Here is a 25,183-nt window from a genome sequence, read left to right as displayed (position 1 = left end):
CTACATTAAAAATCGCTTCTCCTTCTAGGTGCCTTCTTTTAAAAATCAGGAGGATAAAAAACCAGGGGAATGAATTCATCATCATATCATTGCATTTTATTTTAATTTTGTAAAGAAATCTTTTTAAAGAAAAAATACCCAACGCGTGGGTATTTTTTTAAATAAATTTATTCTAGTACTACTTTCATATTCTTGCAAGCTTATTTCTCCAAAATGACGGCTTGTGCGGCGGCAAGCCTTGCCAACGGAACCCGGAAGACAGAGCAGCTGACATAATTCATCCCGACTTCATGGCAAAATCGGATGGATTCTTTTTCTCCGCCGTGCTCCCCGCAAATGCCGGTCTTTAAGGCTGGCTTTGTGTTTCTTCCTTTTTCCGTCCCGATGCGAACCAGCTCCCCGACACCTTCGCGGTCAAGGCGGATGAACGGGTTATCCGGCAGGATTTTCTGATCCACATAGGTATGCAAAAATTTGCCTTCCGCATCATCCCGGCTGTAGCCGAACGTCGTCTGGGTCAAATCATTGGTTCCGAAAGAGAAGAAATCGGCTTCTTCTGCAATTTGGTCTGCCGTCAAGGCTGCTCTCGGAATCTCGATCATGGTTCCCACCTGATATGAAACGCTTACATTTTCAGCCGCCATGACTTCAGCCGCCACTTGTTCCACCAAGGCACGCATCCGTTTCAATTCCTCCACATGCCCCACCAGCGGGATCATGATCTCCGGCTCCACCCGGATGCCTTCTTTGATGCATTCCACTGCCGCTTGGAAGATCGCTTCTGCCTGCATTCGGTAAATTTCGGGGTGAATGATCCCCAGACGGCATCCCCGGTGCCCCAGCATCGGGTTAAACTCATGGAGGGAACGCACTTTTTTAAGCAAATGTTCTTTTTGGCGGTACTCCCCGGTGCCTTCTTGCCCCGCCACTTGCATTTTGGTGATTTCCACCAGCAAGTCTTCCATATTCGGCAGGAATTCATGCAGCGGTGGATCCAACAGCCGGATGTTGACCGGCAATCCGTCCATCGCCCGGAAAATTCCTTTGAAGTCTTCTTTTTGCATGGGCAAAAGCTCATCGAGCGCCTGTTGTCTTTCTTCCTGGTCATCGGCCAGAATCATCCGTTGCACGATCGGAATCCGCTTGGGATCCATAAACATGTGCTCCGTGCGGCATAATCCGATTCCTTCCGCCCCCAGTTCCCGTGCTTTTTCCGCATCTTCCGGATTGTCAGCATTGGTGCGCACTTTCAACCTTCTGATTTCATCCGCCCATTTCAGCAATTCCCGGAACTCGGGAGTCAATTCGGGATCCTTCATCGGAACTTCGCCGATAAACACTTGTCCGGTTCCCCCGTCGATGGACAAAACGTCCCCTTCCCGGAGGGTCACATCCTCTACGGTCACCGTTTTTTGGCGCAAATCGATTTTCAACTGTTCACATCCGCATACGCATGCTTTTCCCATTCCCCTGGCGACCACGGCAGCATGGCTTGTCATTCCGCCGCGGCTTGTCAAAATCCCTTGTGCCGCCAAAACACCGTGAATATCTTCCGGCGTCGTTTCCGGCCGGACCAACAACACCCGTTTGCCCTCTTTGGCCCAGGCTTCCGCCGTGTCCGCGTCAAAAACAATTTGTCCGGAAGCCGCTCCAGGCGATGCGGGCAATCCTTTGGCCCATGCGGTCAGCTTGGCGTTATGGTCGATCCGGCGGTGTAACATCTGTTCCAATTGCTCCGGTTCGACCCGCATCAGGGCCTCTTCGCGCGAGATGATTCCTTCCCCGGCCATCTGAACGGCAATCTTCACCGCAGCTTGCGAAGTTCTTTTGCCAACTCTCGTTTGCAGAATGTATAATTTTTTATTTTCAATGGTAAATTCAATATCCTGCATATCCCGGTAAGCGCTTTCCAATTGGTTGCAGATGCGGACCAACTCCTCATAAACATCCGGCATCTCTTTTTCCAGATCGGCGATCGGTTTGGGAGTGCGAATGCCGGCCACCACATCTTCCCCTTGCGCGTTAAACAAAAACTCCCCGTATAACTCTTTCTCCCCGCTGGAAGGGTTTCGTGTGAAGCAAACCCCCGTCCCTGATTCATTCCCCATGTTCCCGAAAACCATGGTTTGCACATTGACGGCCGTTCCCAAATCATCCGGAATTCCGTTCATTTTCCGGTAAATTTTGGCCCGGTTGTTATTCCATGAAGAGAACACGGCTACAATGGCTTGTTTCAATTGCTCCATCGGCTCCTGGGGGAAAGGGTTTTTGGTTTCCTTCCAAATCAGTTCTTTAAACGCGCGAATCACTTCCTGCCAATCCTCTGCATCCAGTTCGGTATCCAGTTCAACGCCTTTTTTCTCTTTCACCTTTTGGATGACTTGTTCGAATTTGTAATGATCCACGCCCAACACGACATCCCCGAACATTTGGATAAACCGTCGGTAACAATCATAGGCAAAGCGGGGATTGCCGGTTTGCCCGGCCAGGCCGGCCGCCGTTTGGTCATTGAGCCCCAGATTCAAAATCGTATCCATCATGCCCGGCATGGAAAATTTGGCGCCTGAACGGACCGAGACCAGCAACGGGCGCTTGGGATGGCCCAGTTTTTTTCCGGTTTCTTTTTCCAGACCGGATATCGCTTCTTTCACCTGCTCCAATAATTCTTCTTTTAACCCTTCCCCGCTTTTCAGAAAGTCATTGCACGCTTCGGTGGTGATGGTAAATCCCGGCGGAACGGGCAGACCGACACGGGTCATGTCTGCCAGATTCGCCCCTTTGCCTCCCAACAAATCTTTCATGTCCCTGTTTCCTTCATGAAAACGGTAAACCTGTTTCAAACCCACTGCTATTGTCCCCCTTTTTGAATGATATCCAGTATGAGATTTGCTGTTTCTTCCACGGCTTTGTTGGATACGTTGATCACCGGGCATCCCAGGCGGCGAATCACCCGTTCTGCATAATCCAGCTCTTCCAGGATCCGCTCCATGCTCGCATAGTTGGCACCGGAAGCCAGCCCCAATGCTTTCAGCCTTTCCGTCCGGATGTGATTTAATTGTTCCGGATCAATGGTCAGGCCGATAATGCGATGTGAGGGAACTTGCAGCAACTCTTCCGGCGGTTCCACTTCCGGAACAAGCGGGACGTTGGCCACTTTAAAGCGCTTGTGGGCCAAATACATGGACAGCGGTGTTTTCGAAGTCCGGGAAACCCCCACCAATATGACATCGGCTTTCAAAAGGCCCCGCGGATCTTTGCCGTCATCATATTTCACGGCAAATTCGATCGCTTCCACTTTGCGGAAATAATCTTCATCCAACTGGTGGATCAGCCCCGGCTTGTATTTGGGTTCATGCTGAAACAGCTCAGACATGCCTTGAATCATCGGCCCCATGATATCCACATAAGGGACTTGCTTGCGTCCGGCCTCTGTGATCAGGAGCTCTTGCAATTCCGGAACCACCAAAGTAAAAGCGATCAGCGCTTTTTCCTCTTTGGCGGCTTGTACCGTCTCAATGACGGTATCCGCATCGTTCACATAAGGGATGCGGCGGATTTCGATTTCTCCCCCGTTAAACTGGCTGGAAGCAGCTTTGACCACCAGTTCTGCTGTCTCTCCCACGGAATCGGAAACGACATATACGACTCGTTGCTTTTCTGACATATAAGGTCATACTCCCTCCCTTAATTTCTTCAAGGTTGTCCAAGCTCGACAAATACTTTGACCAGCGTCGTTTTGCTGATCCGGCCGATCACTTCGAGTTGCTGTTCATCCCCGTCGACCGGGCGAACCACCGGCAAAGAATCCACTTCATGGCGCATCATCTGTTTCGCCGCATAGTAAAGGGTATCTTCCGGCTTGCAAGTGATGATGTTCGGCATCCGGGTCATCACGACCCCGATGGGCATCGATTGCAATTCTTGTTTTCCCATCGCCGCCTGCAATAAGTCTTTCCGTGACACAACACCGACCAGATTGCCTTCTTTTTTTATCACGTAGAGCGAACCGACATCTTCCAAAAACATGGTGCAAATCCCGTCATAAACCGATGTGTGTTCCTGTACGACCACCGGGCGGGATTTGTAATCTTTCACCAGCAAATGACGGATATGTTCCCCCATCAGTTGGTTCGCGGTCTTTCCCGAGTAAAAATAGCCGACACGCGGTCTGGCTTCAAGAAAACCGGCCATGGTCAAGATTGCCAGATCAGGCCGCAACGTGGCTCTGGTTAAGTGAAGTTTGTCGGCAATATGTTCTCCTGTAATCGGACCCTCTTCCTTGACAATCTCCAGGATTTTCTCTTGACGCTTTGTGAGCTCGATTTTTTCACACCTCCCACGAAAGCCTTGCTTTTATTAATTGTGACATACTTTTGATCAAAAATCCATGTTTAGTATATAACATTTTTCATCCTTCTTACCAGTGTAATTTTTATCGCTTTTTGAGTTAACATAAGGGTAGATTTGAATCCCGATGATGGAGGACACACCATGTTATTCAACCATCCGATTGCAGTCAGTTGTTCGTGTGATTATTCTTGTTTTCATCATGCCAAAGCCCATGATGTGCAGTATATTGAAGTTCAACTTCCTGAAAAGCCCTTTGATCCCGGCCAATTCCGGGACATGATCAACACCGGCCGGCTCCGGCCCGTCGCTTTTCGGATGCCGCCTTCCGCGGGGCTTGGAACCGGGGCATTCAACCCTGAAGACTGGGAAAAATGGCTTCATCTTTTGCATCAATCCACCGATGAAAAAGGCCGCCGCCTCATCTGCAGCGGCCGGAAAGTTCCGCTCGGCATTATATTTGAATACCTGGACCGTCATCCCACGGACTTTTCCGCATTGCAGGACTTTAAAGATCAATATGTGAAAACCATCGCATCCCAACTGGAAGAGATTCAAAAACTTTGCCGGCCCCTTGGGTTTGAACTGTATTTGGAAAATGCCCCGATGGGGGGAGAACACTACTTTGAACCGGGACGCGCCGATTTGTATCCGGCTCTGCGAACCCCCCGACATTTACTGGAAATCGCCGAAAACACGGGTGTGCGCCTTTGTTTTGACACTGCCAACGCCTGCATCACGTCCAATGTGCTCACCTACATGCACCGATCCCGGAGTTTGTTTGCTGGGGCAACCGAACAAGAAATCACCCACAGAACCAACAACTGGGTGGATTTTTATCAACAGATTCAAAACCATGTGGGATTGGTCCGCCTTTCTTATGCCCACAGCTGGGGGGACACCAAAACCACTCACCACATCCCGTTCCCTCCGTCTGCTTACGGGGAATTGATTCAATTTGCCGAGCTGATCCGGGAGCAAACCCCCGTCATTCTCCCGGGGGAACATTTGGAGGAAATGATCCAAACCCTCCATCAATTGAAAAAAAGCTGAGCAAAAAAAGAAACAGCTTTGAAGCTGTTTCTTTTTTAAGCGAAAACGATCTGGTTAAAATCAGCAAACCGGTGAATCAATCGGGTGACGTCACTAAGCAATGCAAGGCGGTTACTTTTGATTTCCTCTTCTTCCACCATCACCATCACCCGGTCAAAGAAGTGATGAATATCGGGTGCCATTTGCGCCAGGGCTTGATACATGCCAAGGAAATCTTGTTGCTTTTCCGCTTCCTCATAACCGGCTTTCACTTCTTCCAACCGGCGGTAAAGCGCCTTTTCAGCATCCTCCCGGAAAAGGGACGGATCCGGCGTGGAATCTTCGGCATTTTTCGCCAATCGCGCAACACGCGTAAACCCTTCAACTTCTTCTTTAAACGCTTCCCGTCCGACTTGCCCCATCAATACCCGGGCTTTTTCCACGACTTGCACGGGATGGGAAAGATCGGAGGCCAATACCGCATCCATCACATCATACCGGATTTGCTGCTCCTGCAATACCGTACGCAGGCGGAGCGCAAAGAATTCATGCAGTTCTTTTTCCAGTTCGCCGGGATGCTTTTGAAGCAATCCGGCATCGTCCAGTTGCGCCAAGGAAAGTTGCCACAATTGCTTTAAAGAAAGCTTGTGGTAATCCCCGGCCAACAAAATCTGGATGATCCCCTGCGCTTTTCTGCGCAAGCCGTAGGGGTCTTGTGATCCGGTCGGCTGAATCCCGATTCCAAAGCTGGACACAATTGCATCGATTTTATCAGCAAGCGAGAGCAATCCGGCAATTCTCCGGCTTGGGAGGGCATCTCCGGAAAAACGGGGCAAATGGTGCTCATACACGGTTTCGGCCACTTCCGTTTCCTCTCCGGCATTCAGTGCATAAGTGCGCCCCATGATTCCTTCCAGTTCGGGAAATTCCCCGACCATCTGGGTCACGGCGTCAAACTTGCAAATGTGCGCCGCCCGTTTTAATTGAGACCGCTCTTTTTCCGAAAGGCCGATCCCGTCAGCCAGTTGTGCGGCAAGTGCTACGAGCCGGCGCACCCGATCTCCCAGGCTTCCCAATTCATCTTGATACACAATCTGATCCAATTTTTGTACGGCATCATCCAACGCAAGCTTTAAATCTTCTTCATAGAAGAAGCGGGCATCAGACAAGCGGGCACGGAGCACCTTCTCATTTCCTTTGGCCACCGTTTCCAAATATTGGTCATCTCCGTTGCGGACCGTCACAAAATAAGGCAATAACCGGCCGTTTTGATCTTCCACCGGAAAATAACGTTGATGTTCCCGCATGGTGGTGACCAACACTTCACGCGGCAGAATCAGAAACTCTTCATCGTATTGCCCGTACAACACCGTCGGGTATTCCACCAGATGGGTAATCTCCTTCAACAAGCCTTCCTCTGTCGGAATCACCCAACCCTTTTCTTCCTCCAACCTTCTCAGCTGGTTCAAAATGGCATTTCTTCTCGTCTCCACGTCGGCCAAAACATATTGCTGATTCATCACCTCTTCATAAGCACCGGCTTCCGGAATCACCGCTTCGCTTCCCAAAAAGCGATGCCCCCTGGTTTGATTGCCTGCCGTCAGCCCCGCCCACCGGACGGGAATGATTTCGTCTCCCAACAGACAAACCAGCCAGCGCACCGGACGGATAAACCTGACCCGCGAATTCCAGCGCATGGTCTTTGGAAAATGGAATTGGTTCAGCAAAGACGGAATCCCTTCCGGCAACAACTCCGCCGTCCGTTTTCCAGGTTGGTGAATTTTGGCAAAAACGTAGTTTTCCCCTTTCACCTCTTTGAGAACAAGTTGTTCGGGATCCACCCCTTGTTTTTTGGCAAATCCCTGAGCCGCTTTGCTCCAGGTGCCATCCTCCAGCTTGGCGATTTTTTCCGCAGGCCCTCTCACTTCTTTATACACGTCTTCTTGCCGTTCCAAAACGCCTGTGACACAAACGGCCAACCGGCGCGGGGTTGCATAGGTTTTGCAATGGCTGTATTGAACCCGGTTTTCTTCCAGCCAACCGGTCAACTTGTCTTTCAGCTGGGCCGCCGCATCATCCACAAACCGGGCCGGAATTTCCTCGCAACCGATTTCCAGCAACAAATCCTTGCTCATTTGCTTCTTCCCCCTTCTTGTTTTAATAAGGGATAACCCAATTTCTCCCTTTGCTCGACGAAAGCTTTGGCGATTTTCCGGGCCAGGTTTCGCACCCGTCCGATATAACCGGTCCGCTCCGTCACACTGATCGCTCCCCGGGCTTCCAGCAGATTGAAGACATGCGAGCATTTCAGCGCATAGTCATATGCCGGGAAAACCAATTGGTCCTCCAAAGCCCTCATCGCTTCTTTCTCAAAGTCGTCAAACTGGCGGAAGAGCCACTCTTTATTGGAGACTTCAAAGGTATATTTGGAATGCTCATATTCCGGCTGGCCAAACACATCGCCATACTTTACGCCATCCACCCATTCAAGGTCAAAGACATTTTCCTTTTCCTGAATGTAAGAGGCCAAGCGTTCCAATCCGTAAGTCAATTCCACGGAAACCGGATCCACATCCAGACTGCCCACTTGTTGGAAATATGTAAATTGGGTCACTTCCATCCCGTCCAGCCATACTTCCCATCCCAGTCCGGCCGCGCCGAATGTCGGGTTTTCCCAGTTGTCTTCCACAAACCGGATATCATGCTTGGACGGGTCAATCTCCAACGCTTCCAAGCTTTTTAAATAGATTTCCTGAATGTTGTCCGGTGCCGGCTTTAACAGCACTTGAAATTGATGGTGCTGGTAAAGGCGGTTGGGATTTTCCCCGTAACGGCCATCCGCCGGACGCCGGGAAGGTTCCACATACGCCACGTTCCACGGTTCCGGACCCAACGCCCTTAAAAAAGTCATTGGATTTAAGGTTCCGGCCCCTTTTTCCGTATCGTAGGGCTGGGCGAGGATACAACCATGCGAAGCCCAATAATCTTGCAATCGTTTGATCATCTCCTGCATGTTCACAGCTTTCCACCTCCGTCAAATTTCCACCTAAAAAACCTCTCATCCCTGACAAAACCCATGGTTTTCTCATAGGGACGAGAGGTTTTCCCGCGGTTCCACCCTATTTGACCCGGACTTGGTCCAGGCCCGCTTTTTATCATACAGCGCTTAAGAACTGCCTTCACCAATTGCCCGGACCGGGCTCCCACCATCCCCGGCTCGCTGTTCACACAGACAGATTTGGCTACTCCTTTTCTCTCATCGCGCCGATCTTCAAATTTTAATAATGGTATAGCAAAAATCCTTTCAAATGTCAATATCCATGAAAAAATCCGGAAGTCTCACGTCCAGATTTTTTTGAACTGCTCCAGCAGTTGCAAGGATTTCAGCCGGACCGGCAAATACTCTTCAACAAATCCCCGGATCATTTTTTCCAACTGCTCTTTGGTCTCCGGTTTCACATCGATTTTACCGAGCCGGTGCGGATCGACTTGTTGCAGGATCCGCAAAATCCGGATGCTTGCCTCCGATACCAAAATCCCGTCTCGATCCTGATCCTGACAACTTTCGCATAACCAACCGCCCTGACGGATACTGAAACGGACAGGACGCCGTCCGGAACAACAAGAAACACACCGGTCCGTCTCCGGAGTGTATCCCGCCGTCCTCAACACTCTGAGTTCCAAAATAAAGGTTAAGATGTCAGGGTCCTTTTTTTGTTCCAAATGCTCCAACAAGCTGGTCAACAAATCGTACATAGAAGGATCCGCTTCTTTTTCTTCCGTCGTTTTGTCGATCAACTCCAGCCAGTAGGCGCCATATGACGTCAACAAGAGATCAGAACGCAATAAATGATGAGAAGAAATGAGATCAGCTTGCGACAACGTCGCGATGTTCCCGTTTCCAAAACTGACAAAATGAGCCCGGGTAAACGGCTCGGTCACGGCTCCAAAACGGCTTTTCGTTTTCTTGGAGCCTCTGGCCATAAAAGAAACTTTCCCCTGGTTTTTCGTATAAACGGTTAGAATTTGATGGCTCTCTCCGTAATCGCGAGCTTTCAGGACAATCCCCTCATATTTGTTTAACACCGGTTAACCGCCCTTTCCCGTGTCAGCCGCTTTCCTCCTCATCCCGCTCTTTTTGCGCTTTTTCTTCATTCTCTTTTATGTTTTCGAGGCTTTTGAGCAAGAGATATGCATCGATACTGCCAGTCACTTCAAAGCAACTCCATAAGAAATTGCGCAACCAGTATCACCCTTTCCGTATTTTACAACTTTAGGATGACCTTTTGAGCGGGAGAGTATAAGAAGGAAAATTTGTCATTTTTTCAGATCTCTTCTTCCGTGTAACCCAGTTGACGCAACATGATATCTTCATTGGTCCAGTCTTTTTTCACTTTGACCCACAAATCAAGGAAAATCTTCACACCCAGCAAACGCTCGATTTCAACCCGGGCACGCGTGCCGACTTCTTTCAGCAAGGCTCCTTTTTTTCCGATCAGGATGCCTTTTTGTGAAGGCCGCTCAGCATATATCGTTGCCAACACATCCACGATGTCCTTCCCGGGTCTCCGCTTCATTTCCTCGACAACGACCGCCACCGAATGCGGAATCTCTTCCCGGGTCAGTTCGAGGACTTTTTCCCGGATTAATTCACTGACGATAAACCGTTCGGGATGATCGGTCACCTGGTCGGACGGATAATATTTCGGCCCTTGCGGCAAATACTGAAAAACCTGTTGGATCAGCGTTCCCGTATTATTTCCGTTCAGCGCCGAAATCGGCACCACTTCCGCAAACGAAAAATCTTTGCGGTATTTGTCAATGAGCGGCAACAGATCATCCGGATGCACCTGGTCGATTTTATTGACAACCAAAAAAACAGGTGTTTTGACATCCTTTAAATGGTTCATGATAAATTCATCCCCGGGACCTTTTCCTGCGACCGCATCCACCAGAAACAGGATCAAATCCACTTCTTCCAAGGCATTGTGCGATGCCCTGACCAGCATTTCCCCCAATTTGGATTGCGGCTTGTGAATCCCCGGTGTATCCAGGAAAACAATTTGTCCGTTTTCTTCGGTGTAAACCCCCCGGATCTTGTTGCGGGTGGTTTGCGGTTTGTCGGACATAATGGCGATCTTTTGCCCGATCACATGATTCATCAAAGTCGATTTTCCCACATTCGGTCGCCCGATCAAGGCTACAAATCCTGAACGAAATTCACTTCCCAAGTCAATATCCCCTTTCAAAAATTGCTTGGCCCTTCTTGTAAAGAATGGTTGCCAAGCAATGGTCTTTTTCTTTATCTATTTTCACCGGAAACGGCCGGTTCTTACAAGAACTGCGCGCCAATCAGGGCCACCAAAATCCCCAGGCAGACGCCAAAAAACACCGGTTTCCGCGAAGAACGGAAGCGGAGGCGGGTGCCGATCAACATGGCAAAAAGCACAAGGACCAATAAGGTGATCAAAAAATGACCGATGACACCGATCAGTAATACCGAAACACAACCGGCAATGGATGCAACCATACTGGGCTCCCAACTTCCACGATCCATACGTTGCAACCAGCCCTTTATGAAAAGCGTGAGGAAAAAGTCAAACACAATGATGATTGCAAGACTGATATTGGCCGGAATCGTCTTTTGGTTGATGGCCAGGGTAAACAAAGCATCCAGATGCGGATAAAAAACACTGATTCCGATGATCACGGCAAATCCGGCGGTAAGAAGCACCGCACCGGCTGCGACATCTTTGGCCACTTTGGCAAGCGGATGATACTCACCGGTGACCATATCGACGACGGCTTCAATGGCCGTATTAATCAATTCAGCAAACAGGACGAGGACGATTGCGACAAACAAGACCAGAACTTCCACTTTGTTCATCGGGAGCGTGAGGCTCAGCAAAAGAACCCCCAATGCCACCAAAAAATGAAACCGCATGTTCCGTTGCGTCACAATCGTGTATTTTAATCCTTCCAAAGCGTAGACAAAACTGCGTAACAGTTTGGTCACTTTCATGAAAGACATCCTCCCTTTTACCGGTGCAAACCTGCTTGCTGTAAGATCTCCTCCTGTCTTTGGAACATTTCCTTTTCTTCTTCCGCCGTTTCATGATCATATCCCAACAAATGCAAAAAACCGTGTACGGCCAGAAAGCCCAGTTCCCGTTCGAGGGAATGGCCGTATTCTTCCGCCTGCTCCTTCGCTTTGGGGTAAGAAATCACAATATCCCCGAGCGGCACGGTTTCTTCTTCTTCCGAGATCACCCATTCCTCCCCCGGTTCCCACAGGGGAAACGACAAGACATCGGTGGGACGGTCCACCTGGCGATACTCCTTGTTCAACGCATGAATCTGTTCATTGTCCACCACCGTGACCGCCACATCCGCCGGAGGCAGGTTTTCAGCCCGGGCGGCGGCCCGGAGCGCTTTTAATATCACCGAAAGTGACTCTTGTTCGGCTTCGTTTAAGGGAGTTTCCACTTGCAAATCGATGACTAAACTCATTCTTTCTTGACTCCTTTGGCATTTCCTGTTTCATCCGGATATTCGATGCGCGAATGAAAGATTCCCTGCAAGGTTTCGCAAACCGATTTTTCAATCAAATCAAGCTCCCTCAGGGTCAGGTCACATTCATTGAACTGTCCGTCCTCCAACCGCTCCCGAATGATCTTTTTGACCATGTTTTCGATGCGGGACGGAGTCGGTCTGGACAGCGACCGGACAGCTGCTTCCACACAATCACAGATTCCGACAATCGCGGCCTCTTTAAATTGTGCTTTGGGCCCGGGGTAACGGTAATCTTCTTCACGCACATTCTCCATTTGTTCTTTGGCTTTAAAATAAAAATATTTGATCAAGGTGGTTCCGTGATGTTGGGCGGCGATATCCTGAATCGGTTTGGGGATATTGTGGGACTTTAATAACTCCACCCCGTCTTTGGCATGGGAAATGATAATGCTTTTGCTTAAATTGGGCGATATTTTGTCATGGGGATTTTCCTTGGACAATTGATTTTCGATAAAAAATTGCGGACGTTTGGTTTTGCCCACATCATGATAATAAGCCCCCACCCTCGCCAGCAATCCGTTGGCGCCGATCGCTTCGGCCGCCGCTTCCGACAAGTTTCCGACCATCACCGAATGGTGGTAAGTCCCCGGACTTTGAATCAGCAACTTTCGCAACAACGGATGGTTCGGATTTCCGAGTTCAATGAGACGCATCGGGGACAAAATGCCAAAAAGCGTTTCCAAATAGGGGAGAAAACCCATGGTCAAAACAGCCGAAAAGATCCCGCCCAACATGGCAAAACCGATCGACTGCAACAATTCATTCAAGGTTCCCTCCACCGGCATCATAAACCAGATGGCCATCACCGGAATCACGGAAGCCAGCGAAGAAATAAGCCCCGCCTTCAAAATGGCGCTTCTTTTTCGCACATCGCCCAACGCAAACGCCGCCGTCATCCCGCTCACCAGTGAAACCAGACCGTATCGGTAATCAAACAGCAAATGATTATCCCCGTTAAACAACACACTGCAGAAGATCGACAAAAAGACCGTGCAGATCAAAGACAAGCGTATGTTGAGCAATAAAGTGATCAGCATGGATCCCAATCCGACCGGAACCAGATATCCGATTTTGCTCCATTCGAGATTTTGGCCGTAAGACACCACTTTCATCCCGATCAGCGTGAGCAGCAAGATGCAAAACAGCAACAACAAGTTCCGGTTATTATGGTGATTTTCCTGATCAAAGCGGTAAATGTAATAATATAAAAGACCCATGATGGTAAAGACAAACAAAAGGATTCCCAGATGTGTCTGCAATTGGGTATCTTTTTTCAGCAGGCCCAATTCTTGCAATTTTCGATACTGGTCATCCGTCACCACTTCTCCGTAAGCGACGATGATTTGCCCTTTGTTGATGGGAATCGGCTTGACCGCCTCCTGTACAGCCTGTTTTTGCTGTTCGGTCTGATTCTTGTCATAAAATTCATTGACAACCAGGCTTTTTTTCGCCAGTTCACTCACCAGGGCCTGCTCTTCATTGTTCAGGGTGTTAACGCTGAGATATAAGGTCTGATCCACTTTTTCCTGCATTTTTTTCAGTTCGTCTTCCCGAACCCCTTCTTGTAAGATTTCAGACACAATTTGGCGGGCGGTCAAACGAATCACTTGCAGGCGGTTCAGCGAAACATTCAACAGTTTTTGGTAAAACCCGTCTGAAAACCCCAAGGAAAAAGTGGCTTCAAAATCATTTTTTAATTTCTCCCGCTTTTCATCCGCATCGACCGGCTTCTCCAAAATTTCTTTGGCCATCACAAAAATGGAATCAATCTTTCCGATTTGCTGCATGGTTAAATGATCATCTTTGATGTACACCGGCTCCACGGATGCAGCCGCTTTTTTCCTTGCCTGATTGGTCGCATATTCATCCACTTTGGTAACGGGGGACACCACCGTAGCCGGACTGGGCTCCCCGAGGGTGATATCATATTGGTCGGGCAACACATGATGGATCAGCAATAAATAGAACGCGATCCCGAAGATCGCGTACATCAGAATCTTAACACGCCAGCTTGTTTTCCAATCCTTTAAAAGAAACCAATGGCTCACACCAGAGGTCGGTTCTTTGCTCTCTTTCATCGAAACCGGCTCCTTATCTGTTCTCCTCTTCTTTTGAATCGGCTTCATAAGCATCAATGATTTTCTGTACCAAGGTATTGCGGACAACATCGGCTTGTCCCAAATAAACAAAGCTGATTTCCGGAATCGATTTCAAAATCCGTTCGGCTTCTTTCAAACCGGACTTTTTGCCTCTCGGCAAATCAATCTGCGTCACATCTCCCGTGACCACCATTTTGGAACCAAAACCTAGACGGGTCAAAAACATTTTCATCTGTTCAGGGGTCGTGTTTTGCGCTTCATCCAAAATCACAAACGAATCCTCCAAGGTCCGGCCCCTCATGTAAGCCAACGGGGCAACTTCAATCAACCCCCGTTCCATCATTTTATTCATTTGCTCGGTGCCCAGCATCGTATATAAGCTGTCATAAAGCGGACGCAAATAAGGATCCACTTTCTCCTGCAGATCCCCGGGCAAAAAGCCCAGATTTTCTCCAGCTTCGACAGCCGGGCGGGTTAAAACAATCCGTTTCACCCGATGGGCTTTCAGTGCCGACACGGCCATCACCACCGCCAAGAACGTTTTACCGGTTCCGGCCGGACCCACACCAAAAACAATGTCCGATTTTTGAATGGCCGTCACGTAATGGCGCTGTCCCAACGTTTTGACCCGGATGGCTTTCCCTTTTTGGGTCACACCGATTTCTTCCTGGTACAATTCCAGCAATTCATCGGCCATCCCCTGTTCCGCCAGGCGGTGAGCATACACCACATCCCTTTCGGTCACTTGCATCCCGCGGCGAATGAGGGTGATCAGTACCCGGAACAATTCCTCCAATATTTCAACATCCCCGGGCCGACCTTGGATCAGCACCTCTCCCCCGCGCGAAATGATTTGGGCATTGGTGTTTCTTTCAATTTGTTTCAAATAAGCATCATGGGGGCCAAAAAGGCTCAGGGCTTCCGCCCCGTTGCGCAAATGAATTTTTACGGTTTTGTTCTCTTCACGTGGATTTTGCAATGGCTCATTCTCCTTGCAGAATCGGTTGGATTTTAGCGATATTTTCAATCACATCAAAGTGTACTTTCAAATAAACTTTACCATTCTCTTGGCGCTTCTGCAAAACTTTTTGCCCCAAAATCCGCCCGTCCGATCCGGTTTTTTTAAGTAAATCCTCCTTGGCGTGAACCAGTCCTTCCTGAACGGCTTCATCAACCGACAACCGTTCTTTCATCCACTCCATTTCCAACTCTTCCCGTTCCACCCAGCCAACAGGAAGTTCCCACCGGCCCAACTTCAGAAAGTGAAAATGATCCATTACCTCGGTTGATTTATACGGCGGTTTTCTGTGAAAAGGATTTTTCATCACATGGGAAAACAGATAAGGATAAACATGTTTTTCGCGTCGTCCCGTATACACTTTTCTTTTTCGTTCGAGCGGAATCTCGACACTGGACTCATACCAAACCTCTCCCCATACTTTTCCCTTTGCACCCACTATTTTTTTCGATTTTGAATCATTTAAGTCCCCGTAAATTCCCGATACCAAAATTTGGCCTTCTTTGACGACATCATTCACCTCGACCATCGGATTGCCCCGTTCCACTTTCAGATCGTAAATCAATGCGTTTTTGGTGGCAACCAAATGCACGGGTCCGGCATCGCCGTTTTGTTCCCCGGACGGATCCTTCTCCCTTTTTTCCACCACGGTCACCACCACCCGTGTCCCTTCAACGCGGACGCCGACCCAGGAAGCCTGCGGCAGTTGGGACAGCAAACGGTATTGGACTTCTTCCCGGTCCGGCAAACGCATCTTCCATTGGCCTGGATACACGCCTTCTTTTTTTAATAAAGCTTGTACGTGTTGCACGGGAATCTTCTCCGTCCCTTCCACTTTCACATTCCACACCAGCGAGGTGAACAAAAGAATCAAGACAAAAAACAAAACAGAGCCCGCAACGAAGAACTTCCTCCTTTTCAAGCGCTTTAATAAAAAAGGAAGTCCTTCTTTTTTCACAATCCTCACCCGGTTGCGTGATTTACGCGCAATCCGGTAGAAAGAGAGAAACTCCGACAGTGGCACTTTTAACCGGATGCGATGCCCGTCCAGCCATTCGATATTTTCCAGTTCCATCCCCTGCTGAACCGCTTGGTTTAGCAAAGAAGTCAAATGCTCCCCTTCGCAAATACATTCGATTTTTCCTTTGAAATTGGATGGTAAGATGTTGGATGACACGCCGGGTCCTCCTCTTATTCCTGAAATTGAAAGCCCTGAATTTTTCCTTCAACCCATACCACTTCAGGCTGAATGGCTTTGATTTTTAATTGCTTTCCTTCGATCTTCAAAATTCCGGTTTTTGTCTTTAGCAACAATTCATCGGCGTTAAATTTCTCAATCTCCTGATAATTTTCCACTTGCATGGTCATTGAGCCGATGATCTCAATCCGCGGAGCATCACTTGCCACATGAACCGGTAAATCCAACCAATCCGAAGCCCATTTGCGCATGGTTTTCAGCCTTCCTCTCCACCCGCCCCTTCTTTTGTACCATCCTTATGCTTCGATGTACTCCGTTATGTTTCGTTCCTTCCAACCAAAAAAGCATGGGAACCGTGAATCACCCATGCTTGTCAACCCGTTTATTCATTCAATTGTTTTTGCGCTTGCGAAATGAGCCGTTTCGTGATCTCACCGCCGACGGAACCATTGGCACGGGCCGCCGTGTCAGAACCCAACTTCACTCCGAATTCCGAAGCAATTTCTTCTTTGAACTGGTTTAAGACCTGCCGGGCACCGGGAACGAGCAATCGGTTGGAACGGTTGGCCACCTTCTTCACCTCCTTTGTTTTTTTTAGTATGAGTGTACGGATTGAATCCATGACAGAGATTTATTTCCTTGGTTGGGATAAAAAAGAAAAGTCCGTTCCCCCGCAAGGAACGGACTTTTTGTTTGATATGCATTAAAAGCGGCGATACCGGACCCAGGAAAATGGTTTCAAGGCCCGGGGCGCTCCCAAAATTTCACTCATCAAAAATCCCCGGCGAAGCTCGGAACGGGTCAGCCAAAGCGATGCCTCCGGATCATTTTTTGTCTCCTCTCTCTGATTCCCTTCCACCTTCTCCTTCACTTCTTCAAAAATCATTCTTTATCTCCACCATTCTCCTTGAGGTCATCTCCGCGCAGGGAACGGCGCATTTTGGTGTCGGCTTCAATATTTTGCAACATGTAATAATCCATAAAGCCCATTTTTCCGGAACGCAACGCTTCGGCCAAAGCCAATGGAACCTGGGACTCCGCCTCGATCACTTTGGCTTTCATCTCTTGAACGCGTGCTTTCATTTCCTGTTCCGCGGCCACCGCCATGGCCCTCCGTTCTTCGGCTTTCGCCTGGGCAATCTTCTTGTCCGCTTCGGCTTGGTCAATTTGCAAAGAAGCGCCGATGTTTTTTCCGATATCGACATCCGCAATGTCAATGGACAAGATTTCAAACGCTGTCCCTGCATCCAAACCTTTGCTTAAAACAGTGTTGGAGATCATGTCGGGATTTTCCAATACTTCTTTGTGGTTTTCCGCCGATCCGTTGGTGGTGACAATCCCTTCCCCCACGCGGGCAATGATGGTTTCTTCACCGGCGCCTCCGACCAAACGGTCGATGTTGGCACGCACCGTCACCCGCGCAATCACCTTGACTTCGATTCCGTCTTTACAAACTGCAGAAACTTCCGGGGTTTCAATCACTTTGGGGTTGACGCTCATCTGCACGGCTTCCAGCACGTCCCGTCCAGCCAAATCAATGGCCGCCGCCCGTTCAAACACCAGGTCGATATTGGCACGTTGTGCCGCAATCAAAGCATCCACCACACGATCCACGTTTCCGCCTGCCAAATAATGCGTTTCCAATTGGGAAATATCCACATTCAATCCGGCTTTACGCGCCTTGATCAACGGATTGACAATGCGGGCAGGAGTAATCCGGCGCAACCGCATACCGATCAGGGTGGTCAAACCGATGTAAACCCCCGAGGCCATGGCCGTGATCCACAGCATGACCGGAACAAAGGAAAAAAACAGGGAAATCGCGATGATAATCAAGATAACCGAAAACAACGAACCAAAATCCATACCCATTTCTCCTTTTTGTTGTTAATGGTCAGAATCCAAATCCTTCACACGCTTCACAACCACACGCATTCCTTCAACATGAATAACCTTTACCTCTTCTCCTCTTGATATAATTTCTCCTTCACTGACAACATCTTCCTTCCGATCGCCAAACTTGGCAAAACCGGACGGGCGCAACGGAGTCAAAGTGATTCCGACTTGCCCGAGCAATTCGTTCCGGTCTTTTGAAGACGTATACCCTTCCTCATTGGATTGAGACGATCGGAGCACCACTCGGTTCCATTTCACTTCCCATCCCAAAAAACGGATCAAGATCCACACGATCACCGCCGTGAGCAGGACCGCTCCGGCCACGATCCAAATGGCCTCGCTCAATATGGGAACGGCATTGAAAATGGAAACCGCCACCAAAATCAAACCAATTGTTCCAACAATCCCCAGTGTCGGCAAAAAAATTTCCAACAAGATCAGAATGATTCCGGCGATAAAAAGCAAAGGTTCGGTTGCACCGGCCGTTCCGGCATGAATATAAGTCCCGAAAAAAACGGCAAAACTGGCCAAACCGATGAACGCTCCAAGCCCGACTCCCGGGGAAAACAACTCCACCAGCAAACCCACGAGCCCGATGGTAAGGATAACCATCATCACCGCGGGATTCATCAAAAATTCCGATAGTTCCATCCCGGTTCGCCCTCCCCTCCCGGTACAAAAAACAGCGTGTTTGGATAAACACGCTGCAATCATTACTGAAGTGCTTCTTGAACCATTCGATTGACCAATCTTCCCTCTGCCCGTCCCTTCACTTTGGGCATGATCGCACTCATCACTTTGCCCATGTCCGCTTTGGAACCGGCCCCCACTTCATCAATGACTTGTTGCACAAGGGCTTTCAATTCCTCTTCGGACATTTGTTCCGGCAAATAAGCAGAGAGGATGTCAATTTCAGCTTGCTCTTTCTCTGCCAAATCATCGCGTCCGGCAGCTTTGTATTCAGCCAATGAATCTTTGCGTTGTTTTACTTCACGCATGATGACACTGATGATTTCATCGTCGTTTAACGGACGCTTTTTATCGATTTCTTCTTTTTTTATCGCTGATTTCAACATGCGAATGGTGGATAATTTTTGTTTATCCTTATTTTTCAGTGCCATTTTCATCTCTTGATCCAACTGATTCGTCAAACTCAAAAAATGCCACCTCACTAACGGCGCTTTCTACGTGCCGCTTCCGACTTCTTTTTGCGTTTTACACTCGGCTTTTCATAGCGCTCGCGTCTTCTGTATTCGGCCAAAATCCCGTCTTTGGCGCAAGAACGCTTGAAACGACGCAAAGCGGCATCGAGTGATTCGTTTTTGCGAACGCGAGTTTCAACCATGCTATTCCCTCCCTCCACGGGTCAGCTAGACCGCTTTGGGCCGGCAGCCTAACAAAGGAAAAAGACCCACACATTTCAAGCAAAAAAACAAGAGAGCGGCCTTCCCCCAGAGGAGGGTCAGCACAACAACACCTGCTCAAAAAATCAGCCAACGATGCCCAAAATAAGGTTCCAAGACAGTCGTCTGAGAACCACCGTTGGAGACACAAATAATCATTTTATATTATATCTTATAAGAATGGTTCCTGTCAAAATCAACCCGGAGGCCAGGTCAGGGTCCGTCCACCCAACAAATGGAAATGAATGTGATAGACGGTTTGTCCGCCTTCTTTTCCGACATTGTTTACAATCCGAAATCCTCTTTCATCCAAATGATACTCTTTTGCAATTTTTTGAATTGCCGCCATCACTTTCCCTGCCAGCATCTGGTCTTCTTCCTTCAAGTCCATGATCGTCGGAATATGTTTTTTCGGAATGACCAAAATGTGCGTCGGAGCAGCCGGGGAAATGTCATGAAAAGCGTAAACATATTCATCTTCGTACACTTTTTTGGAAGGCATTTTCCCTTCCACGATTTGGCAAAAAATGCAATCCGCCATACAAGTTCCCTCCCTACTTTTTCAGGGCAATCTATGTATTCACCCATTTTTCCCGTTTGACATACACTATATCAGCCTGAAAGGAAAAAAGGGGTGAAAACCATGACACAACGCAATCATCCATCGGCATCGCAACTGCGGAAACTGATCCGGAAAATCGTCCGGGAAGAACTGAGCCAATTCTTTGCGGAGTCAAAAAAGGAAAACAATTCCGCTTCGCTGCCGGAACAAATGGAAGACGGGCCGTCCATCAAACCGCCGCGCATGGCGGAAGATCCCCATACGGGCACTTGGGCCATTTTCGGGACACCGGAACTGGCACCGGTCCAAACCCGCTCAGAACATGCACGTGCTTTGCCCGGCTTTCCGGAATTGTACCGCCCAGACTTCACCGGGTTTGACGCTCCCCCGTTCATCCCGAAACATCCCCGGGAAAAGCCGGGCGACCTGTCCGTTGAAACAGCACCGGAAGAAAGAAAAGCATAATGCGCCAGCCCTGTTGCAGGGCTTTTATTTATTTTATCGGTCATTCCCTCCGCATGTCCACATATAAATCAAATCAAGGAGGGAAACAAGCCGATGCCGATTCAATTGTTGGTTCCGTTCGGGTTTGGTCTTTTTATTTTTTTATGGGGACTTTCCAAGATGCGGACAGGCTTGGAAAACCTGGCCCGTGACCGCTTGCAGTCCGTGTTGCTGCGATTCACGAAAACACCGGTGCGCAGTTTTTGGACCGGAACGGTCACCACCGCTTTTTTGCAGTCCAGCAGTGCCGTGACGGTGTTGACCATCGGTTTCGTCAATGCCGGTATGCTCACTTTTTCCCAATCGTTGGGAATCATCCTGGGAAGCAATGTGGGAACCACCATCACCACCCAAATCCTGGCCTTGAAAATCGAAGATTTTGCCATTCCGCTGTTGGTCATCGGCGGCGGCCTCACTTTGCTTTCCAATCCGTTCCTCAAAAACACCGGCTCGGTCTGTCTCGGATTTGGAGCCATCTTTTGGGGAATCGAATGGATGCAAAGCATCACGGAATCCCTGAAGGAACAAGGATGGGTTTCCTGGCTCATCCATCACGGCGGAAACCCCATTGTTTCGGGTCTTGCCGCAGGCATCCTGGTTACGGCGCTGATTCACAGCAGCAGCGCCTGCATCGCCATGGCCATGGGATTTTATGCCGCCCAGGTGATTCCGCTTCCTTTTGCCATTGCCGTTGTGTTCGGAAGCAACATCGGCACCTGCGTCACAGCACTCATGGCGTCCATCCGCACCATCCCTGCCGCCAAACAAGTCGCCCTTTCCCATCTGATCTTAAATGTGGCAGGCGCCATCTTGTTCACCCCGTTCATACCGGTCATCGCCCGGCTGGCTCCGTATTTGTCCGGAGATCCGGCAACGCAAATCGCCCACATTCAGACCTTGTTCAATCTCATTTGTTCCATCGCGGTGCTTCCGTTTTGCGACCAATTCGCCCGCTTTATCACCCGTCTGGTTCCCGAAAAAGCAAGCTTTTAACCGCACTCATTGGTCAGGAAATCAACTGCCTGATCCATGACCTCCTGATTATTCGAATAGCCGTGAAGCGCTTGTCTTGACAACGCTTCTTTCACCGTGAGCCATGTGACATCATCTATCTCTTCCAACTGAGGGGATTCTGTTCCGTCCATCGCTTTCACCAAAAAATAGTGCACAACCTTGTCCGTTTCCCCGTGCTGCAGATGTTCATATGTATACTGCACGGTCACCAGGGGACGCAGAATTTCCCCTTTGATCCCCGTTTCCTCTTCGATTTCCCTCAAGGCTGTTTCCTCAACGGTTTCGCCCGGCTCTTGTTTTCCTTTCGGCAACGTCCAATGTTCAAAACGGTCTTTAATCATCAAAATCTCGTATCTTCCGTGCTTTTCCCGAAACACAACACCGCCTGCAGAAATCTCTTTCAACTTCCTTCCTCCTTTAAAAAAAGGTAAGAAAAAAGGTTGTCAACCCCGACCGGTTAACAACCTTTTTCCATCCCGACCTCAACCAACCCTGGCCGGACGGGGCACTTCATCCACCACACGCACGAAAGTGCCGTAACAATACTCCGGATCAACACGATCAATTTTCACCCGGCAAACTTTTCCAACCCATTCGGGATCAGCCGGGAAAACCACTTGCAGGTAGTTATCCGAATAACCCATATAAAGCCCGCTGTCCGGGTCCTCTTTAAACGGTTGTTCCGGAATCACTTCCACCACTTCGCCCACAAAACGCCGGGCATACTCCACCGTCAACCGTTTGGACAGTTCAATAAGCTTGCGGACCCGTTCGTGTTTCACTTCTTCCGGCACTTGGTCCGGCATGCGGGCGGCGGGGGTTCCGGTTCTTTTGGAGTATGGGAAGACATGCAGCTGATACATTTTCAAGTCTTCAATAAAACGGTATCCGCGCTCAAATTGTTCTTCCGTTTCTCCCGGGAAGCCGACAATCACGTCGGTGGTGATCGCCACATCCGGCATGGCTTCATGCAACTTCATGATTTTTTCCCTGTATTCTTCTGTCGTATATTTGCGGCGCATCCGTTTTAACACGGCGTCATCTCCCGCCTGCAACGGAATATGCAGGTGGCGGCACATTTTTTCGGATGCGTTCAACACCTCGATCACCCGGTCATCGATCTGGCTGGCTTCAATGGAACTGATCCGGATTCTTTTCAACCCTTCAATTTTATCCAAATCCCACAACAAGTCAGCCAGCTTGTAATCTTCAAAGTCATCCCCGTAACCACCTGTGTGAATACCGGTCAGGACAATCTCTTTATAACCGGCATCCACCAACTGGCGCGCTTGTTTCAGGACATTTTCAGGCTGACGGCTGCGGGACAACCCTTTCGCCCAGGGAATAATGCAGAACGTGCAAAAGTTGTTGCATCCTTCCTGGATTTTGAGATATGCCCGGGTTTGGTCCGAAAACGTGGGCACATCCAATTCTTCAAACTTGCGTTGCTTCATGATGTTCCCCACAGCGTTGATCGGTTCACGTTCCCGCATGTATTGTTCCACATAATCGATCAGCTTTTCGCGCCCTTGTGTCCCGACCACGACATCCACCCCGGGAATCGCAGCCACTTCGGCAGGGGAGGTTTGGGCATAGCAACCGGTCACCGCGATGACCGCGTCAGGATTGCGCCGGATCGCCCGGCGGATCATTTGCCGGCTTTTCCGGTCTCCCGTATTGGTGACCGTACAAGTGTTGATCACATAAACATCGGCTTCCTCTTCAAATTCCACCCGTTTGTAATCCGCTTTTTTAAACATTTGCCAGATGGCTTCGGTTTCATAGGCATTCACTTTACAACCCAACGTATGAAAAGCCACCGTTTTCACTGTGTTTCACCTCCCAATTCATGTCTTGCAAACAATATGCAAGAAAGAGCAACCAGCGGTGCTGTCTCGGCTCTGAGAATCCGGTTTCCCAATGTGACCGGCACGGCTCCCCTTGCTTTGGCCTCATCGATTTCGGCTTCAGTAAACCCGCCTTCCGGTCCGGTCACAAGCATGATTTCATCCGCTTGCGAGCCGGCCATCGCTTGACGGATGGGGACTCCCCCTTTTTCATACGCGATGAGAACAAGCGGAAACCTTTCCATCTCAGCGAGAAATTCTTTCCATGACAAAGCAGGCAAGACAGCCGGCACTTTGCCGCGATGCGACTGTTCGGCCGCTTCCTTTGCAATCCGTTGCCAACGCTCCCGCTTCTTTCTTTCCTTTTTATCATCTATATGGATCAATGAACGTTCAGAACAAAAGGGCTGAAAGGAAACAGCACCGATTTCGGTCCCCTTTTGTATGATCCATTCGAGTTTATTGCTTCTCACCAAAGAAGGGGCAACAGTAATCCTAGTTTTCGGCTCTCCTTTCGAAGGCCGTTTTTCCACCACTTCGCAAAGGATTTCGTTGCGGTTGATTTCCGAAATGGAGCACAGATAATCCATTCCATCTTCTTTACAGACAATGATTTGATCATTGGGCTGAAACCGCATCACGTTGCGAATGTGGTGCACTTCTTCCCCTGTTAACCAAACGAATTCACCTTGAAATGCGTCTTCGGATACAAAATATCTTTGCATTTGACACTCCTGCCATTTTACCATTTTTTTGCCACAATGGCTACCCAGCCATCCATATGAATCTTTTCCAGCACTTGAAGCCCGCACGAAACCAGAGACTGTTCCACTGCATCGGCTTTTTCTTCAATAATCCCCGAGCCGATAAAAATGCCGCCGGGCACCAAGACACGCGGCAAATCCGGAACCATCGGCAGAATCAATTCGGCCAACAGATTGCCGACGACAACATCCGCCGTTTGGGACACCCCTTTTAACAAATCGCCTTTTTCCACCCGGATCCCGCTTTCGATTGGATTGAGACCAATGTTTTCTTTTGCCTTTTCCACGGCCAGGGGATCATAATCCAACGCCAAAACGTTTTTCGCACCGAGCATGGCGGATACAATGCTTAAAATGCCGCTTCCGCATCCCACATCTATCACCTTGGCATCGCGCGGCAAATATTTTTCCAAACACTGGATACACAGTTTGGTTGTCGGATGCGTCCCGGTTCCAAAGGCCATTCCGGGATCCAGCCGGACGATTTTTTCATCCGGGCTTTCCGGCTGATAATCCTCCCACACCGGCTTGATGGTGATCGTATCCGTCACCCGGACCGGCTTGTAGTATGTTTTCCATTCATTTTCCCAAGACTGTTCACTCACGCTTCGGATCCCCACCAACCCTTGCCCGGGGGACAATCCGTATTGCTTCAGCGATTCCAATTTCTCCTTGATTCTTTTTTTCAGGATTTCCGGATCGACCGATTGCAAATCAGACAAATAAGCTTTGATGACCACGCCCTCTTCCGGATAATCCTCCGGGGTCAATTCGATGATTTCCCCATAACGCTTTTCAAAATCCTGATTCAAGACGTTCGAATCTTCTATGGCAACCCCGTCGGCCCCCATCTCCTGTAAGAATTCACTGATGGCTTCTGCCGACTCGTGGCTTGTACGGACACTCACTTCCAGCCAATCCATCCG

The 25,183-nt window shown here is 49.2% G+C and carries 28 protein-coding genes; 3 read left to right on the top strand and 25 right to left on the bottom strand.

Going from position 1 to position 25,183, the window contains the following annotated elements; translation table 11 throughout:
* Positions 1-200: 200 nt before the first annotated feature.
* Genes ppdK through ccpN form a run of 3 tightly spaced genes read right to left on the bottom strand, consistent with a single transcriptional unit; the run spans position 201 to position 4,323 of the window.
* The gene (ppdK, locus tag ATH33_RS05905; RefSeq protein ID WP_282957130.1) at positions 201-2,846 is read right to left on the bottom strand and encodes a pyruvate, phosphate dikinase; all 2,646 of its coding nucleotides are present in this window, start codon (positions 2,844-2,846) and stop codon (positions 201-203) included.
* A 2-nt stretch (positions 2,847-2,848) separates the two neighbouring features.
* Positions 2,849-3,664 (bottom strand): pyruvate, water dikinase regulatory protein, encoded by an 816-nt coding sequence (locus ATH33_RS05900; RefSeq protein WP_037994505.1) that lies wholly within the window; start codon positions 3,662-3,664, stop codon positions 2,849-2,851.
* Between the two features lie 29 nt (positions 3,665-3,693).
* Positions 3,694-4,323, bottom strand: coding sequence for a transcriptional regulator CcpN (gene ccpN, locus ATH33_RS05895; protein WP_062843147.1), 630 nt, complete (start codon positions 4,321-4,323; stop codon positions 3,694-3,696).
* A 168-nt stretch (positions 4,324-4,491) separates the two neighbouring features.
* Between ccpN and ATH33_RS05890 the strand changes: the two genes are divergently transcribed.
* Entirely contained in the window at positions 4,492-5,400 is a 909-nt protein-coding gene (locus ATH33_RS05890; RefSeq protein WP_037994509.1) for an apurinic/apyrimidinic endonuclease family protein, read from the top strand.
* Positions 5,401-5,435: 35 nt separating this feature from the next.
* Here ATH33_RS05890 and glyS read toward each other — a convergent pair whose 3' ends face one another.
* The 18 genes from glyS to ATH33_RS05795 form a co-directional block, all read right to left on the bottom strand.
* Positions 5,436-7,514: a glycine--tRNA ligase subunit beta gene (glyS, locus tag ATH33_RS05885; protein WP_037994511.1), complete on the bottom strand. Its 2,079-nt coding sequence runs from the start codon at positions 7,512-7,514 to the stop codon at positions 5,436-5,438.
* A complete protein-coding gene (gene glyQ, locus ATH33_RS05880) occupies positions 7,511-8,398 on the bottom strand; it encodes a glycine--tRNA ligase subunit alpha (protein WP_082240614.1) in 888 nt (295 codons plus the stop codon). The genes glyS and glyQ overlap by 4 nt, the downstream gene beginning before the upstream one ends.
* 320 nt (positions 8,399-8,718) lie before the next feature.
* Positions 8,719-9,465, bottom strand: a complete 747-nt coding sequence (gene recO / locus ATH33_RS05870; RefSeq protein ID WP_049720345.1) for a DNA repair protein RecO — start codon at positions 9,463-9,465, stop codon at positions 8,719-8,721.
* 22 nt (positions 9,466-9,487) lie between these two features.
* Positions 9,488-9,622, bottom strand: coding sequence for a YqzL family protein (locus tag ATH33_RS05865; protein ID WP_082240616.1), 135 nt, complete (start codon positions 9,620-9,622; stop codon positions 9,488-9,490).
* A gap of 82 nt (positions 9,623-9,704) precedes the next feature.
* Positions 9,705-10,610 carry a GTPase Era gene (gene era, locus ATH33_RS05860; RefSeq protein WP_037994701.1) on the bottom strand — a complete coding sequence of 302 codons (906 nt, stop codon included), beginning with the start codon at positions 10,608-10,610 and terminating at the stop codon, positions 9,705-9,707.
* Between the two features lie 101 nt (positions 10,611-10,711).
* Positions 10,712-11,401: a diacylglycerol kinase gene (locus ATH33_RS05855; RefSeq protein ID WP_049720346.1), complete on the bottom strand. Its 690-nt coding sequence runs from the start codon at positions 11,399-11,401 to the stop codon at positions 10,712-10,714.
* A gap of 17 nt (positions 11,402-11,418) precedes the next feature.
* Complete coding sequence (gene ybeY / locus ATH33_RS05850) at positions 11,419-11,889, bottom strand: rRNA maturation RNase YbeY (protein WP_037994518.1); 471 nt, start codon at positions 11,887-11,889, stop codon at positions 11,419-11,421.
* A complete protein-coding gene (locus ATH33_RS05845) occupies positions 11,886-14,030 on the bottom strand; it encodes an HD family phosphohydrolase (RefSeq protein ID WP_049720347.1) in 2,145 nt (714 codons plus the stop codon). The genes ybeY and ATH33_RS05845 overlap by 4 nt, the downstream gene beginning before the upstream one ends.
* A 13-nt stretch (positions 14,031-14,043) precedes the next feature.
* Complete coding sequence (locus ATH33_RS05840; RefSeq protein ID WP_049720348.1) at positions 14,044-15,030, bottom strand: PhoH family protein; 987 nt, start codon at positions 15,028-15,030, stop codon at positions 14,044-14,046.
* A gap of 4 nt (positions 15,031-15,034) precedes the next feature.
* Positions 15,035-16,246, bottom strand: a complete 1,212-nt coding sequence (gene yqfD / locus ATH33_RS05835; protein WP_037994520.1) for a sporulation protein YqfD — start codon at positions 16,244-16,246, stop codon at positions 15,035-15,037.
* Positions 16,247-16,260: 14 nt separating this feature from the next.
* Positions 16,261-16,518, bottom strand: a complete 258-nt coding sequence (locus ATH33_RS05830) for a YabP/YqfC family sporulation protein (protein ID WP_037994522.1) — start codon at positions 16,516-16,518, stop codon at positions 16,261-16,263.
* Positions 16,519-16,649: 131 nt separating this feature from the next.
* On the bottom strand, positions 16,650-16,838 hold the full coding sequence (locus ATH33_RS05825; RefSeq protein WP_037994523.1) for an alpha/beta-type small acid-soluble spore protein: 189 nt from the start codon (positions 16,836-16,838) through the stop codon (positions 16,650-16,652).
* 132 nt (positions 16,839-16,970) lie between these two features.
* On the bottom strand, positions 16,971-17,153 hold the full coding sequence (locus ATH33_RS05820) for a hypothetical protein (RefSeq protein WP_037994524.1): 183 nt from the start codon (positions 17,151-17,153) through the stop codon (positions 16,971-16,973).
* The gene (gene floA, locus ATH33_RS05815; RefSeq protein ID WP_369792444.1) at positions 17,150-18,139 is read right to left on the bottom strand and encodes a flotillin-like protein FloA; all 990 of its coding nucleotides are present in this window, start codon (positions 18,137-18,139) and stop codon (positions 17,150-17,152) included. The genes ATH33_RS05820 and floA overlap by 4 nt, the downstream gene beginning before the upstream one ends.
* Positions 18,140-18,154: 15 nt before the next feature.
* Positions 18,155-18,814 (bottom strand): NfeD family protein, encoded by a 660-nt coding sequence (locus tag ATH33_RS05810; protein WP_049720350.1) that lies wholly within the window; start codon positions 18,812-18,814, stop codon positions 18,155-18,157.
* 62 nt (positions 18,815-18,876) lie between these two features.
* On the bottom strand, positions 18,877-19,320 hold the full coding sequence (locus ATH33_RS05805; RefSeq protein ID WP_121874204.1) for a GatB/YqeY domain-containing protein: 444 nt from the start codon (positions 19,318-19,320) through the stop codon (positions 18,877-18,879).
* 14 nt (positions 19,321-19,334) lie between these two features.
* Positions 19,335-19,508: a 30S ribosomal protein S21 gene (rpsU, locus tag ATH33_RS05800; RefSeq protein ID WP_037994530.1), complete on the bottom strand. Its 174-nt coding sequence runs from the start codon at positions 19,506-19,508 to the stop codon at positions 19,335-19,337.
* Positions 19,509-19,762: 254 nt separating this feature from the next.
* Positions 19,763-20,107 (bottom strand): histidine triad nucleotide-binding protein, encoded by a 345-nt coding sequence (locus ATH33_RS05795; protein ID WP_037994532.1) that lies wholly within the window; start codon positions 20,105-20,107, stop codon positions 19,763-19,765.
* A gap of 102 nt (positions 20,108-20,209) precedes the next feature.
* Between ATH33_RS05795 and ATH33_RS05790 the strand changes: the two genes are divergently transcribed.
* Positions 20,210-20,593 (top strand): hypothetical protein, encoded by a 384-nt coding sequence (locus ATH33_RS05790; protein ID WP_037994535.1) that lies wholly within the window; start codon positions 20,210-20,212, stop codon positions 20,591-20,593.
* Between the two features lie 93 nt (positions 20,594-20,686).
* Entirely contained in the window at positions 20,687-21,625 is a 939-nt protein-coding gene (locus ATH33_RS05785; protein WP_037994536.1) for a Na/Pi cotransporter family protein, read from the top strand.
* On the opposite strand, the gene ATH33_RS05780 is transcribed toward ATH33_RS05785, so the two are convergent.
* From ATH33_RS05780 to prmA, 4 genes are all read right to left on the bottom strand, one after another.
* Complete coding sequence (locus ATH33_RS05780) at positions 21,622-22,050, bottom strand: NUDIX hydrolase (protein ID WP_037994539.1); 429 nt, start codon at positions 22,048-22,050, stop codon at positions 21,622-21,624. The genes ATH33_RS05785 and ATH33_RS05780 overlap by 4 nt on opposite strands.
* Positions 22,051-22,128: 78 nt before the next feature.
* On the bottom strand, positions 22,129-23,475 hold the full coding sequence (gene mtaB, locus ATH33_RS05775) for a tRNA (N(6)-L-threonylcarbamoyladenosine(37)-C(2))-methylthiotransferase MtaB (protein ID WP_037994545.1): 1,347 nt from the start codon (positions 23,473-23,475) through the stop codon (positions 22,129-22,131).
* Entirely contained in the window at positions 23,472-24,218 is a 747-nt protein-coding gene (locus tag ATH33_RS05770) for a 16S rRNA (uracil(1498)-N(3))-methyltransferase (RefSeq protein WP_037994549.1), read from the bottom strand. Before ATH33_RS05770 ends, mtaB begins: the two co-directional genes overlap by 4 nt.
* Positions 24,219-24,235: 17 nt before the next feature.
* On the bottom strand, positions 24,236-25,180 hold the full coding sequence (prmA, locus tag ATH33_RS05765; RefSeq protein WP_121874203.1) for a 50S ribosomal protein L11 methyltransferase: 945 nt from the start codon (positions 25,178-25,180) through the stop codon (positions 24,236-24,238).
* Between the last annotated feature and the right edge of the window lie 3 nt (positions 25,181-25,183).

It is taken from the genome of Thermoactinomyces vulgaris (assembly GCF_003688725.1).
Lineage (GTDB): Bacteria > Bacillota > Bacilli > Thermoactinomycetales > Thermoactinomycetaceae > Thermoactinomyces > Thermoactinomyces vulgaris.
This window is presented reverse-complemented; position numbering and strand designations above follow the sequence as displayed.